12 protein-coding genes are annotated in these 13,626 nt (G+C 74.9%); 7 read left to right on the forward strand and 5 right to left on the reverse strand.

Features of this window, described 5'->3' with window-relative positions:
- Nucleotides 1-38: 38 nt before the first annotated feature.
- Both CHF16_RS02065 and CHF16_RS02070 read left to right on the forward strand, forming a co-directional pair.
- Nucleotides 39-2,078, forward strand: coding sequence for a hydantoinase/oxoprolinase family protein (locus CHF16_RS02065; RefSeq protein WP_089324132.1), 2,040 nt, complete (start codon nucleotides 39-41; stop codon nucleotides 2,076-2,078).
- Nucleotides 2,075-3,907: a hydantoinase B/oxoprolinase family protein gene (locus CHF16_RS02070; protein WP_089324133.1), complete on the forward strand. Its 1,833-nt coding sequence runs from the start codon at nucleotides 2,075-2,077 to the stop codon at nucleotides 3,905-3,907. The genes CHF16_RS02065 and CHF16_RS02070 overlap by 4 nt, the downstream gene beginning before the upstream one ends.
- 7 nt (nucleotides 3,908-3,914) lie before the next feature.
- Here the strand turns inward: CHF16_RS02070 and CHF16_RS02075 are convergent, their stop codons facing one another.
- Nucleotides 3,915-4,832 carry a hypothetical protein gene (locus CHF16_RS02075; protein ID WP_089324134.1) on the reverse strand — a complete coding sequence of 306 codons (918 nt, stop codon included), beginning with the start codon at nucleotides 4,830-4,832 and terminating at the stop codon, nucleotides 3,915-3,917.
- 172 nt (nucleotides 4,833-5,004) lie between these two features.
- Entirely contained in the window at nucleotides 5,005-5,700 is a 696-nt protein-coding gene (locus CHF16_RS02080) for a tetratricopeptide repeat protein (protein ID WP_089324135.1), read from the reverse strand.
- Nucleotides 5,701-5,876: 176 nt separating this feature from the next.
- Between CHF16_RS02080 and CHF16_RS02085 the strand changes: the two genes are divergently transcribed.
- Nucleotides 5,877-7,124: a phospholipase D-like domain-containing protein gene (locus tag CHF16_RS02085; RefSeq protein ID WP_089324136.1), complete on the forward strand. Its 1,248-nt coding sequence runs from the start codon at nucleotides 5,877-5,879 to the stop codon at nucleotides 7,122-7,124.
- A gap of 33 nt (nucleotides 7,125-7,157) precedes the next feature.
- Here the strand turns inward: CHF16_RS02085 and CHF16_RS02090 are convergent, their stop codons facing one another.
- Nucleotides 7,158-7,472: an ArsR/SmtB family transcription factor gene (locus CHF16_RS02090; RefSeq protein ID WP_089324137.1), complete on the reverse strand. Its 315-nt coding sequence runs from the start codon at nucleotides 7,470-7,472 to the stop codon at nucleotides 7,158-7,160.
- 134 nt (nucleotides 7,473-7,606) lie between these two features.
- Between CHF16_RS02090 and CHF16_RS02095 the strand changes: the two genes are divergently transcribed.
- Nucleotides 7,607-8,986: an MFS transporter gene (locus CHF16_RS02095; RefSeq protein ID WP_179271344.1), complete on the forward strand. Its 1,380-nt coding sequence runs from the start codon at nucleotides 7,607-7,609 to the stop codon at nucleotides 8,984-8,986.
- A gap of 48 nt (nucleotides 8,987-9,034) precedes the next feature.
- On the opposite strand, the gene CHF16_RS02100 is transcribed toward CHF16_RS02095, so the two are convergent.
- On the reverse strand, nucleotides 9,035-9,637 hold the full coding sequence (locus CHF16_RS02100) for a uridine kinase family protein (RefSeq protein ID WP_245868151.1): 603 nt from the start codon (nucleotides 9,635-9,637) through the stop codon (nucleotides 9,035-9,037).
- 44 nt (nucleotides 9,638-9,681) lie between these two features.
- Between CHF16_RS02100 and CHF16_RS02105 the strand changes: the two genes are divergently transcribed.
- Complete coding sequence (locus CHF16_RS02105; RefSeq protein WP_089324140.1) at nucleotides 9,682-10,839, forward strand: CaiB/BaiF CoA transferase family protein; 1,158 nt, start codon at nucleotides 9,682-9,684, stop codon at nucleotides 10,837-10,839.
- A complete protein-coding gene (locus CHF16_RS02110; RefSeq protein WP_089324141.1) occupies nucleotides 10,836-12,236 on the forward strand; it encodes an acyl-CoA synthetase in 1,401 nt (466 codons plus the stop codon). Before CHF16_RS02105 ends, CHF16_RS02110 begins: the two co-directional genes overlap by 4 nt.
- Here the strand turns inward: CHF16_RS02110 and CHF16_RS02115 are convergent.
- Nucleotides 12,233-12,808 (reverse strand): TetR/AcrR family transcriptional regulator, encoded by a 576-nt coding sequence (locus CHF16_RS02115; RefSeq protein ID WP_218826495.1) that lies wholly within the window; start codon nucleotides 12,806-12,808, stop codon nucleotides 12,233-12,235. The genes CHF16_RS02110 and CHF16_RS02115 overlap by 4 nt on opposite strands.
- 76 nt (nucleotides 12,809-12,884) lie before the next feature.
- On the opposite strand from CHF16_RS02115, the gene CHF16_RS02120 reads away from it, so the two are divergent.
- Nucleotides 12,885-13,526: an NAD(P)-dependent oxidoreductase gene (locus CHF16_RS02120; protein ID WP_089324143.1), complete on the forward strand. Its 642-nt coding sequence runs from the start codon at nucleotides 12,885-12,887 to the stop codon at nucleotides 13,524-13,526.
- Nucleotides 13,527-13,626: the final 100 nt, after the last annotated feature.

A 13,626-nucleotide genomic window follows, 5' to 3' on the forward strand; every position in this document is an offset into this window, starting at 1 on the left:
GGTTTCCCTGGTGGCCGCCGTCCGGTAGACCCTTCACCATGGCGAGGCGGCTGCGGATCGGGATCGACACGGGCGGGACGTTCACCGACGTGGTCGCACTGGACGAGCGCGGCGGGCTCACCACCACCAAGACCCCGTCCACGCCCGCCGACCCCGCCGAGGGGTTCGCGGCCGGCGTCGCCAAGGTGCTCGGGCTGCTCGGCGCCGGGCCGGAGGACGTCGCGGTGCTCTCGCACGGCACCACGGTCGCGACGAACCGGCTCCTGGAGGACCGGATCGACGACCTCGGGTTCATCACCACCGAGGGGTTCGAGGCGGTCCTGGAGATCGCGCGGCAGAGCGTCCCGGACGGCTACGGCAACAGCTACTTCTGGGTGAAGCCGCCCCGGATCGTCCCGCCGCACCGGGTGCGCGGGGTCGGCGGGCGGCTCGACCACACCGGCGCGGAGATCCGCCCGTTCGACGAGGCGTCGGCGGTCGCGGCGGCCCGCTGGTTCCGCGACCGGGGGATCCGCGCGATCGGGGTCTGTCTCCTGCACTCCTACGCCGACCCGTCGCACGAGCTGGCCGTGCGGGAGGTCCTGCGCCGCGAGCACCCGGACGCCGTCGTGTCGCTGTCGTGCGAGGTGCTGCGCGAGTACCGCGAGTACGAGCGGTCGGTGACGACGCTCGTGGACGCCGCCGTCAAGCCCGCGATGGGCGGCTACCTCGCCCGGATCGCCGAGCGCGTCGCGTCCCGCCTGCTGGTGATGAAGAGCAACGGCGGCGTCCTGTCGGCGGAGGAGGTCGCGCGGCAGCCCGTCACGACGGTGCTGTCCGGTCCGGCGGCGGGCGCGCTCGGCGCGGCGTTCGTCGTCGCGCACAGCGGTCGCGGCTCGGTCGTGACGCTGGACGGCGGCGGGACGTCCACCGACGTCGCCGTGGTCCTGGACGGCGAGCCGACCCTCACCACCGAGGGCGCGGTCGGCCGCCACCCGGTGAAGATCCCGATGATCGACATCGTGACGGTCGGCGCGGGCGGCGGCTCGGTCGCCTGGCGCTCGCCCGAGGGCGCGCTGAAGGTCGGCCCGCGCAGCGCGGGCGCCGACCCCGGGCCGCTCTGCTACGGGCGCGGCGGCACCGAGGCGACGGTGACCGACGCGCACGCCGTCCTCGGCCGCATCCCGCCGCACCTGCTCGGCGGCGAGGTCCCGCTCGACGCGGACGCGGCCCGCGCCGGGCTCGGCGCCCTCGCCGCGGACCTCGGCCTGCCCGTCGAGCGCGCCGCCGCGGGCATCCTGGAGATCTCGGCGTGGAACCAGGCGAACGCGATCCGGCGGATCACCGTGAAGCGGGGCCTGGACGTGCGCGACTACCCGCTCGTCGCGTTCGGCGGCTCGGGGCCGCTGCTCGCCTGCCGCCTGCTGGACGTGCTCGGCCTGCCCGCCGCCGTCGTCCCGGAGAACCCCGGCAACCTGTCGGCGTTCGGGCTGCTCACGGTGGACGTGAAGAACGACTACGTGCGGACGCGGGTCGCCCGGGACGCCGAGCTCGACCCCGCGCTCCTCGGCGACGGCTACGCCGCGCTGGAGGCCGAGGCGTCCGCCGCCCTGGCCCGCGAGGGGTTCCCGGAGGGCGGCCGCCGCTTCGCCCGCTCCGCCGACCTGCGCTACAGCGGGCAGGCGTTCGAGGTGCGGGTGCCCGCGCCCGCCGGGACGCCCGGCGAGGCGTTCCGCGCGGAGGTCGTCCGCCGGTTCCACGACGCGCACGAGGCCCTCTACGGCTACTGCTACCGCGACGACCCCCGCCATCCGGTCGAGTGGGTCAACCTGCGCGTCTCCGGCATCGGCCCGCTCGAGCGGCCGCGCCTGGCCGAGCGCCCGCCGGGCGACGGCGACCCGTCCCGCGCCCGCACCGGCACCCGGAAGGTCTACTTCGACGCCTGGGAGGAGACGGCGATCTACCGCCGCGAGAGCCTCGCACCGGGCGACGTGATCGAGGGCCCGGCCGTCATCGAGGAGTTCGGCTCCACCCTGCCCCTCCACCCCGGCTTCACCGCGCGGCTCGACGGCTACGGAAACCTGGTGGTGACGCGATGACCGACCCGATCCTGCTGGAGATCGTCGAGGGCACCCTCGCCTCGGTGGAGCGCGAGGTGGAGACGGCGATCGCGCGCACCGCGCGCTCCCCGATGATCCGCGACGCGCACGACTTCCGCGCGGGCATCCACGACCGCCGCCTCCGCAAGCTCACCGGCCGCTCGTACTCGGCGCTCGTCCAGCCGATCGCGCGCGACTTCCCGCTCGACACCATGCGGCCGGGCGACGTGTTCTTCCACAACGACGTGTACCTCTCCGAGGGCGGCATCGGCCACCTCCCGGACCTGTGCGTCACGGTGCCGGTGTTCCACGACGGCGAGGTGGTCGCGTTCGTCCAGGCGTTCGGCCACCACGACGACATCGGCGGCGCCGTCCCCGGCTCGATGCCGAGCCACGCCCGCAGCGCGTTCGAGGAGGGCCTGATGGTCCCGCCGATCAGGCTGTGGGACCGGGGCGTTCCGAACGAGGCGGCCCTCGCCATCATGACCCGCAACTCGCGGATGCCGGACTCGCTCGCCGGCGACCTCGACGCCGAGTGCTCGGCCTGCCTGATGGGCGCCCGCCGCCTCGGCGAGCTGTTCGCCCGCTACGGCCGCGCCGCCGTCGAGGACTGCTTCGACGCGATCATCGACCGCACGACCGAGACGTTCCGCCGGGAGCTGCTCGCCAAGATCCCGGACGGCACGTTCACCTGGGAGGACTACGCCGAGCACGACGGCGTCGACCCGCCCCGCCTGCACGCCCAGCGGATCACGCTCACCGTCGACAAGTCGGCCGCCGTCCCGCTGGTCATCGACTTCACCGGCACCTCGCCGCAGGCCAAGGGGCCGATCAACCACGCGGGCGACTACGCCGACGGCGTCTTCCTGAAGAAGTGGCTGGCGCCCGTCCTGCGGAACCTGGCCGACACGCCCGAGCGCGCCGCCGAGCTGGACGTCAACGAGGGCGTCGTCCCCCTCATCGAGATGCGCTTCCCCGGGAAGGGGACGCTCCTCACGCCCGTCTTCCCGGCCCCGACCAACGCCCGCACGTTCGTCATCCTGCGGCTGCTGGGCGTCCTCGCGGGGGTGCTGGCCAAGGCCACGAACGGGCGGATGCCCGCCGACCAGGAGACGATCCGCTACACCGGCGTCTACGGCGAGGACGACCGCGGCCCCTACCTCATGCGCGAGGTCCTCGGCGGCGGCTCCGGCGGGCGCTACTACGCCGACGGCGAGGACACCATCCACGTGGTGCCCGACTCCCGCAACATCCCCGCCGAGTTCGCCGAGGCCCGCTGGCCGTTCGTCGTCGAGCGCCTCGGCCTCGCCACCGACTCCGGCGGCCCGGGGGAGCACCGGGGCGGCCTCGGCTACGACAAGCACATCCGCATGCTCCGCGACGCCCGCTACATGTCGATCGCCGACCGGTCGATCCTGTCCTGCTGGGGCGTCAACGGCGGCCGGGCCGGACGCCCCTTCCGCGTCGACATCGACGGCGAGGAGATGGACGGCCTCGTCGACGACCACCCGGTCAAAGCGGGCCAGACCATCCGCATCCGCACCACGGGCGGCGGCGGCTGGGGCGACCCGCTGAACCGCGACCCGTCCCGCGTGGCCGCCGACGTCCGCGACGGCAAGGTCTCCCTCGAAGGGGCCCGCGAGGACTACGGCGTCGTGCTCCAGGACGGCACGGTCGACGACGAGGCCACCGTCGATGACGAGGCCACCGCAGCCCTGCGCGCGCGCCTGCGAGCCGACCGCGGCCCCGTGCCGTTCTTCGACCGAGGCCCCGGCTACCCGCGCCTCGCCGACGGTGCCGCTTCCGCCGACGTCGACACCCTCGACTGAACGCTCGCTAAGGGGCGATGAACGGCTGCAGGGCGGTCTGGTAATCCGTCATCGGGGGGTAGGTCTCAGCCCGCAGTACGTCGTTGTGGGGCGGCGGGCCGTAGACGAGCTTGGCGGGGGCGCACTCGTCGACCTTGGCGCGGCCCGTCAGCATCCGCCGTCCGACGAGGCGGCCGGTGCGGGCCTCGTAGACGTCGAGCCGGTGGCGGCCCTGGTAGGACTCGGTGCGCAGGCCGCCCCTGTACAGGCACACCTGGATCGGCTTGTCCGAGACCCGGCCCGCCGGGTAGCTGCACGCCACCAGTTCCACCTCGTCCGGCGCGGGGTGCCTCCCACCCTCGCCCGCGGTCGCGAACTCCGGACGGCCCGCGCCCTCCCGGAAGAAGACCAGCGGATGCGGGCCCGCCCCCGCATACTTCGCGGCACGCTCGAACGGGCGGTCCTGCCGCCAGCACAGCCGCGCGAGGTCCTTGAGACGCTCGGGCCGTTCCCCGAGGACGGTGCGGACGAGCCACGGCTGCACGATCCAGCCCACCAGCACGAGCACCGCCAGGCAGGCCGCCGCGGACACCAGCCGTGGACGCGGCGACGCCCGCACCGGCCCCCGGCGCTCCAGGGCCCTGGCCAGGTCCCGGGCCGCGCTCACCGGACCGACGAACACGGACCGCTCTTCGGCGCCGTCCGTCCAGGACAGCCGTATGACCGACTGCTTCGGCCCCAGTTCGGGCGTCGCCAGCGCGTCCCACGGTATGGCGGTGGAGGAGTCCCGGTTCCACACCAGCAGGCCGTCATCGCACACGATGAACCGGTGCCGCGAGCCGTCCACCGGCCCGAAGCGGACCCAGAGGGCCAGGCCCGCCCACACCAGCGCGGGCAGCAGGAGGACGTACCGCCAGTCGAAGGCGGCGACAGCGCCCGCCGCCATGGCGAGGCCGAGAACCCACGGGAGGAGGTCGCTCCAGTCGGGCCACCCCCGACGCTGCCGGTGGACGCGCCGGACGGACCCCAGCCCCGCCTCGGCCGCCGCCCGCCTCGATGCCGGGCGCCTCACCGTTCGGGTGCGCGGCCGGAGGCGGCGAGGCGATCCGCGCCGATCGTCACCGGTCGGTTCCGGCCCGGAGCTCGGCGAGCCGTTCCATGGCGCCCCGGTGCCCCTTCGCGGCCGCCTTGGCCAGCCACGCCTCGCCGTCCTGGACGTCGCCCGCCTCCAGCTTCAGGCGCCCCAGGTTGGCCATGCCGTCGGCGCTGCCGGTGTCGGCGGCGCGCCGGAACCACCGCTCGGCGTCCGCGTTCTCGCCCTGGAGGACGTGCTGGACGGCGAGGTTGTTCATCGCGAGGTCGACTCCGGCTTCGGCGGCGCGCCGGTACCAGGACATGGCCTCCTCGCGCCGGCCGGCGCGGCTGAGCCGCGACCCCAGGTTGTTCATCGCCATCGCGTGACCCGCCTCGGCCGCCCGGCGGTACCAGCGCTCCGCCTCGTCCGGGTCCGGGACGGACCGCCCCAGCCCGTACATCGCCCACGGGTCGCCCGTTCCGGCGGCGCGCTCCAGCCACGTCCCGGCGTCACCGTCCTCGCCGGCCTCCCAGGCGAGCCAGACCATGCACTTGACCGCGGCGAGGTCCCCCTCCTCCGCGGCCGGGCGGAAGTGACGCCTGGCCGCCTCGACCATCCCCGACTGCGCCAGGCGCGAGCACCACAGGGGCGCGGCCTCCTCGTCGTCCTCGGCCGCCGCCCGCCTCAGCGCGATCTTCGCGGCAGGACCGATCCCGTGTGCAAGGCCGTCAGCGTTCATGACGCCAAGCTACCGACCGAGATCACACCGTCATGCGGATTTCGGCAGATGAATGTACTTGGCATGAAATGCGCGGACCGGGGGACGAATCCCCGCCGAGCGACCGGCCGCGGATCCCCGGCGTGCCGTGCGGGGACGGCCGGTCGCCGACGGCACTGCAAGGAGAAGAGGCCGGAATGACCGTCCCCCAGCAACGTCCGGCGGAGCCCGAGACCGCAACCGGCACCCCCTCGGCCGCCACCCCCTCGACCGCCGCCGCCTCGGCCGCCGCCGATCGAGCGCACCGGATCCGCCGGTCCCTGGAGCGGCTCATCGGCGTGGCGGCGACGGAGGGCAACGCTGTGACCCCCCTCGTCAACGGGGATGAGATCTTCCCCGCGATGCTGGACGAGATCGCGGGAGCGCGGCACACCATCGACATGATGACCTACGTGTACTGGCGCGGGGACATCGCCCACCGGTTCGCCGACGCGCTGTCGGAGCGTGCGCGCGCCGGGGTGCGGGTCCGCCTGCTCCTGGACGGCATCGGCAGCCTCCAGATCGAGAGGGACCTCCTGGACAGGATGGACCGGGCGGGCGTCACGGTCAGGTGGTTCCGCAAGCCCGTCACGCGCTCGCCGTTCAAGCAGAACCACCGCTGCCATCGCAAGGTGCTGGTGGTGGACGAGCGCACGGCGTTCACCGGCGGGGTCGGCATCGCGGAGGAGTGGTGCGGTGACGCCCGCGACGAGCACGAATGGCGCGACAGCCACTTCCGGGTGCGCGGGCCCGCGGTCGACGGCATCGCGGCCGCGTTCGCGCAGAACTGGGCCGAGGTCGACGACGTGCTGTTCGACGACCGCGACCGGTTCGGCGTCCACAAGCCGGCGGGCGACGCCGTGGTGCAGGTCGTCCGGGGCTCGGCCAGTCTCGGCTGGCAGGACATGCAGACCCTCTTCAGAGTCGTCCTCCAGCTGGCGGAGCGGCGGCTGCGGGTGGCCACCGCCTACTTCGCCCCCGACTCCTACTTCATCGACCTGCTGTGCGAGACGGCCGGCCGCGGCGTCGAGGTGGAGCTGCTCCTGCCGGGCCCGCACGCCGACAAGCGGGTGAGCCGACTGGCGAGCCAGCGCAACTACGAGACGCTGCTCGGCTGCGGCGTGCGCGTCCACCAGTACCGGCCGTCCATGCTGCACACCAAGATCATCACGATGGACGGGATGGTCTCCCTGCTCGGCTCGACGAACTTCAACCGGCGGTCCCTCGACCACGACGAGGAGGTCATGCTCGCGGTGATCGACGAGGACCTGACCGCGACGCTCGACGCCCACTTCGACGCGGACCTGGCCCGCAGCGAGCGGGTCGACCACGCGCGCTGGGCCCGGCGCTCCCTGGCCCAGCGCGCCAAGGAACTGTCGATCGCCCCCATCCGCCGGTTCCTCTGACCCTGGCGGACCGCTGAAGGCGGCCGGGGGCCGTCAGGCGACGTGCGCGCGGACGCCGGGAAGGACGGCGCCGAGGAGGCCGGGGAACGCGGCCTCCAGCTCCGCGGTGCGCAGCACGTTGAGGGCCTGGCCGCGTTCGCGGTGGGTGGCGATGACGCCCGCCTCCCGCAGGATCTTGAAGTGGTGGCTGAGCGTGCTCTTGGCCACCGGGGCGTCGAAGCGCCCGCAGGCGATCGGCGCGTCCGACTCGCTCAGCTGCCGGACGAGGTCGAGGCGCACCGGGTCGGCGAGGGCCTGCAGGACGGCGATGACCTCGAGCGACTCGGGCGGTGCCGGGGGCGGTGCCATGGTTCCTCCTCGCTTCCAGGGTAGGCGACGTGTTCGACGAAGATCAAACTCGTGTCTAGAGTTGTTCTATGCCTATCGAACACCGTCGGCCCGTCGAACACCGTCGCCCCATCGAACACCGCCGGGGTGTCGTGGTGCTCGCGCTGGTCGCGTCGTTCATGGTCTTCGTGGACGGCACCATCGTGCATCTGACCCTCGCCCAGCTCGCCGCGCACCTGGACGCCACCCGCTCCGAGCTGGAGTGGGCCGTGAACGCCTACACGCTGTCCTTCGCCGCCGTGATGCTCGGCGCCGGCGCGATCACCGACACGCTCGGCGCGAAGCGCGCCTTCGCGGCGGGGCTCGTCGTCTTCACCGCGTCCTCGGCGGTGTGCGCGGCGGCCCCCTCGATGGCGGTGCTGAACATCGCCCGGCTGGTCCAGGGGGCGGGCTCGGCCCTGCTGCTGCCGAGCGCCCTCGTCCTGGCGACGGCGTCGGCCGCCGACGAGCGGGCGCGGGCCCGGCTCGTCGGCTGGTGGGCCGCCGCCGGGGGCGCCGGCATGGCCGCCGGGCCCCTGCTCGGCGGAGGGCTGGTCGCGCTCGCGGACTGGCGGGCCGTGTTCGCCGTCAACGTGGTCATCGGAGTGCCCGCGCTGGTGTGGGCGCTGCGCCGGATGCCGGCCGTCGCGCGCCGCGCCCGGCGGCTCGACATCGCCGGGATGGCCGCCGCGACCGTGCTGATCGGCGGGCTGGTCTTCGCGCTGATCGAGGCCCCCGCGCGCGGCTGGGCGAGCCCGGCGGTCGTCACCGCCGCCGCGCTCGCCGCCGCGGGCCTCGCCGCCTTCGCCGGGGTCGAGCGCACCTCCCCGGCGCCGCTCCTGCCGCCGGGCGTCCACCGCGACCGCCGGTTCCTCGCCGCGGCCGGCCAGGGCGCCCTGTTCAACTTCGCCTTCTACGGGCTGCTGTTCGCGCTGAGCCTGATGCTCCAGCAGGGCCGCGGGCTCGGCGCGCTGGAGAGCGGGCTGCTGTTCCTGCCGCTGACCGGCCTCATCTCGCTCGGCGGCCTCAGCGCGGGCCCGCTCGCCCTGCGCACCGGACGCCGGGCGGTCCTGGCGATCGGCCTGGGGGCCCTGACCGCCGCCCTCGTCGCCGTGGCGTGGGCCGGGACGCTCACCGCGCTCTGGCCCATGACCCTCGCGCTCGTCCCCGCCGGTTTCGCCTCGGGCCTCCTCGTGCCCACCATGACCTCGCAGTCGATCGAGGCGGTCGAGCCCGCGCTGCACGGGGCCGCGTCCGCGGTGTTCAACACGTCCCGGCAGGTCGGGTCGGCGATCGGCGTCGCCGCCTTCGGCCCGCTCCTCGGCGCGACCGGCGACCTCGGGGACGGCTTCGTCGCGTGCGTCGCCGTGGCCGCCGCCGCCACCGCGGCCGCCCTCATGCTGACCGCGCTCGCGAGACCCGCCGCCGTCCCCGCGCGCCCTGACGAGCCGGTGCGGCTGAGCACCGCGTCGAAGCGCAGCCCGTGCCCGTCCTGACCCCCGCTCACCCGCGCCGGCCGCGCCGTCCGCGTCGGCCGCCGCCGGTCAGCGGGGCGGCAGGACCGCGAAGCGGTGCGGGGTGAAGGCCGTGCCGTCCACGCGGAGGTCGCAGCGGGCCTCGGTGCCGTCCTCGGTGAAGAACTCCGCCTCGCGGGTCGCCCACCGCTCCCAGGCGTCGGCGTACTCCAGGCCGTCGCGGGCGAGGGCGCGGGCCTGGCGGACGCCGTAGGGGGCGTCGATCCAGATCCGGTACGCCGCGGGCGAGCCGGCCCAGGCCGAGCCGACGCCCTCGACGATGAGGACGGGCGGCGGCGCGATCTCCTCTTCGGGGCCGTAGCCGTCGCGGTGCCAGTCGTAGCGGCGCAGGCGGGCCGGGCGCCCCGCGCGGAGCGGGTCGAGGACGGACGCGCGCAGCGGCTCCCACCAGGTGAGCGGGTCGGCGTCCCACGGCACCCGGAAGTCGTCGGAGCGGACGATCGGCGCCCCCACCAGCGCCTCCGCGAGGTGCCCGGCGAACGTCGACTTCCCCGCGCCGCTCGGGCCGTCCACCGCGACCAGCCGCGCGGGGCCGCAGGACGGCGGCAGCGCGAGCAGGCGCGCGGCGAGCGCGGGGTAGGTCGCGGGGCGGGGGATCGCGGGATGCGGCACGGACGGCATACTTCCAGGTGCCCCACCCGCGAAGGAGGACGTCCTTGCCCGGACCGCTCGAAGGCGTCGTGATCGTCGACCTCAGCCGCGTGGTGGCGGGCCCGCAGGCCACCATGGCGCTCGCCGACCTCGGCGCCCGCGTCATCAAGGTCGAGCACCCCGGCGGCGGGGACGAGACCCGCGGCTGGGGGCCGCCGTTCGCGGGCGAGGACCAGGTCAGCACCTACTACCTGTCGATCAACCGGAACAAGGAGTCGATCACCCTCGACCTGAAGTCGGACGAGGGCGCCGGCGTCCTGGCCCGGCTGGTCCGGCACGCCGACGTGCTGGTGGAGAACTTCCGGCCCGGCGTGCTCGACCGGCTCGGCTTCCCGGTCGGGCGGCTGCACGAGCTGAACCCGGGCCTGGTCGTCCTGTCGATCACCGGGTTCGGGCACGACGGCCCGGAGGGCGGCCGGCCCGGCTACGACGCGATCGTGCAGGGCGAGGCGGGGATCATGAGCGTGACCGGGCCGCCCGGCACGCCGAGCAAGGTCGGCCTGTCGATCGCCGACATCCTCGCGGCGCACAACGGCGTCACCGGCGTCCTCGCCGCCCTCTACGAGCGCACCAGGACCGGGCGCGGCGCGGTCGTGCGCACGTCGCTGCTGGCCTCGGTGGTCGGCGCGCACATGTTCCAGGGCACGCGCTGGACCGTCGCCCGCGACGCGCCCGAGTCGGTGGGCAACGACCACCCGTCCATCGCCCCGTACGGGACGTTCCGCTGCAAGGACGGGCAGATCCAGATCGGCGTCGCCAACCAGAACCTGTGGCGCAGGTTCGCGCCGCTCGTCGGCCTCGACCCCGATGACCCGCGCTACGCGACGATCCCCGACCGCGCGGCCCGGCGCGCGGAGCTGACCGCCGACATCGAGCGCGTCCTCGCCGGGGACACGCGCGGCGCGTGGCTCGCGCGGCTGGACGGGGCGGGCGTCCCGGCCGGGGCGATCCGGTCGATCGACGAGGTCTACGAGTGGGAGCAGACGAGGTCGCAGGGCCTCGTCGTCGAGGTCGACCATCCGCGGCTCGGCCGGATCGAGCTGCCCGGCCCGCCGCTGCGCTTCGACGGCGCGCCGCCGCGCGAGCACTCCGCGCCGCCGCTGCTCGGCGAGCACAACGACGCGGTCCTGGCCTGGCTGGAGGAGAAGGAGAGGGGCGAATGACGAACCTGCTCGGCGAGACCGGCGGCCCGGTGCGCGTCGCGGGCCGGGAGCTGGCGCGCGACGACCTGCTCGACCGGGCGTCCGCCGTCGCCGCGGAGATCCGGGGCGCGGACGCCGTGGCCGTGCACGCGACCGCGTCGCCGGAGACGGTCGCGGCGGTCGTCGGCGGCCTCCTCGCGGGCGTCCCGGTGGTGCCGCTGCCGCCCGACTCGGGGCCCGCGGAGCGCGCCCACATCCTCGGCGACTCCGGCGCGAGCATGATCCTCGCCGCCGGCGGCGCGGAGCCCGTGGACGGCGAGCCGCCCCTGGTCAAGGTCGACGCCCTGCCCCGCCGGGGCGGGGGAGGGGCGTCCGGCGTCCCGGCCGACGCGACCGCGCTGATCCTCTACACCAGCGGGACGACGGGCGCGCCGAAGGGCGTGCTCATCTCCCGGAGCGCGATCGCCGCCGGGCTGGACGCGCTCGCCGAGGCATGGGCGTGGACGCCCGACGACGTCCTGGTGCACGGCCTGCCCCTGTTCCACGTGCACGGCCTCGTGCTCGGTGTGCTCGGGCCCCTGCGTGTGGGGTCGCCGCTCGTTCACACGGGACGTCCCAAGCCGGAGCTGTACGCGGCGGCGGCGCGGAACGACGGCGGCAGCCTGTTCTTCGGCGTGCCCACGGTCTGGTCGAGGACGGCGGCCGACCCCTCGTCCGCCGGGGCGCTGCGCGGTGCGCGGCTCCTCGTCTCCGGCAGCGCGCCCCTGCCCGTCCCGGTCTTCGAGCGGCTCTCCGGACTCACCAGGCACCGGCCCGTCGAGCGGTACGGCATGACCGAGACCCTCATCACGGTCAGCGCGCGCGCCGACGGCGACCGGCGCCCCGGCTATGTCGGCACGCCGCTGCCCGGTGTCGAGACGCGCCTGGTCGCCGAGGACGGCACTCCCGTCCCGCACGACGGGGAGACGCCCGGCGAGCTGCACGTCCGTGCGCCGCTGCTGTTCAAGGGCTACCTCAACCGGCCCGAGGCCACCGCGGAGTCGTTCGCGCGGGACGGCTGGTTCCGCACCGGCGACATCGCGACCATCGGTCCGGACGGCTGGCACCGCATCGTCGGGCGGGCGTCCACCGACCTCATCAAGAGCGGCGGGTACCGGATCGGCGCCGGCGAGATCGAGAACGCGCTGCTGGCGCATCCGGCGGTCCGGGAGGCGGCCGTCGTCGGCACCCCGCACGACGACCTCGGCGAGCAGGTCACCGCCTACGTCGTCGCCGACGGCGTCGCCGCGGACCAGCTCATCGGGTTCGTCGCCGAGCGGCTGTCGGCGCACAAGCGGCCCCGCACCGTCCATCTGGTCGAGGCGCTGCCGCGCAACGCGATGGGCAAGGTCGTCAAGACGCGCCTCGGCGAGCTCTAGGGCAGGACCTCCGCCAGGACGGGCCGCACGAGGCCGCGCGCGAACGACTCCGGCAGGTCGGGGCCGTCGTCGCCCTCGGCGAAGTAGTGCAGGAACCCCTGCTGGAAGGACGCCCCCATGAGCAGCGCCGCCACCGCCTGCGCGTCCGCGCCGGCGGCGACCCGGCCGAGCCCGCGCTCGGCCTCCAGGTACCGGGCGAGCGCCTGCACCGGCTCCCGCGGGCCCGCCCCGTACTTGCGCAGCGCCTCGCGGGTGGCGCGCAGCAGCGCCGGCTGCGCCGCCACAGAGGCCATCATCGGGAACGTCAGCCGGTAGAAGCGCAGCGCGCCGTGGACGACCGCGACGAGGTTCGACTCCACGGTGCCCTCGCCGGGGACGGCCATCGCGGTGAACGGCGGCATCCGCTCCTTCAGCACGCTCAGCATCAGCTCCTCCTTGTCGCGGAAGTGCTTGTAGAGCAGTGCCTCGGAGTAGCCGGACGCCTTCGCGATCTCCTTGGTGGTGGCGCGGGGGACGCCGTGCCGCCGCATGAGGTCCGCCGCGGCGTCGAGGATCCGCTCCCGTGCGCTCAATAGGGCTCCCTTGACAGGTGAGTGAACACTCACCATGCTAAGGGTTAGTAAACACTCACTCACCCAGGGGGCCACGATGAGAATCACGATCTTCGGAGCGACCGGCGGCACCGGCGTCCTCACCGTCCGGCGGGCGCTGGACGCCGGGCACCACGTCACCGCCGTCGTCCGCGACCCCGCGCGGCTGCCGGACGAGCTGCGCGCCTGCGCCGAGGTCGTCCAGGCCGACGCCATGGACCCGGCCGCGATCGAGGAGGCGGTCAAGGGCCGCGACGCCGTCCTGTCCGCCCTCGGCACCCGCGAGGGCCGCGCCCCGACCACCGTCTGCGCCGACGGCGCCCGCAGCGTCCTCGCCGCCATGGGCGCCGCGGGCGCCGACCGGTTCGTGCTGGTCAGCGCGGCCGGGCTGCACGCCGGGCCGGGCGACGACCCGCTCACCCGGTTCGTCGTCAAGCCGTTGGTCCTGCAGCCGCTCCTCAAGCACGCGTTCGCCGACATGCGCGCCGCCGAGGCCCTGGTCCGCGAGTCCGGGCTGCGCTGGACGATCGTCCGCCCGCCCCGCCTCACCAACGGCCCCGGCAACGGCCGCTACCGCAAGGCGATCGACCGCAACGTGCTCGGCGGCGCCACCATCGCCCGCGCCGACCTGGCCGTCGCCCTCCTCGACCAGATGGCCGACGACTCCTCCATCGGCCGCGTCGTCAGCGTCGCGAGCTGAGCGGCATGACACCTGTCATGCCGATCGCCTGACAGGCGCCGCCGGAACCGGTGACACCGGCTCCTACCGGCCGCCGCCCGCGGCCGCGAGGCTGGAGCGC

Source organism: Actinomadura meyerae (genome assembly GCF_900188445.1).
Taxonomy (GTDB): Bacteria; Actinomycetota; Actinomycetes; order Streptosporangiales; family Streptosporangiaceae; genus Spirillospora; species Spirillospora meyerae.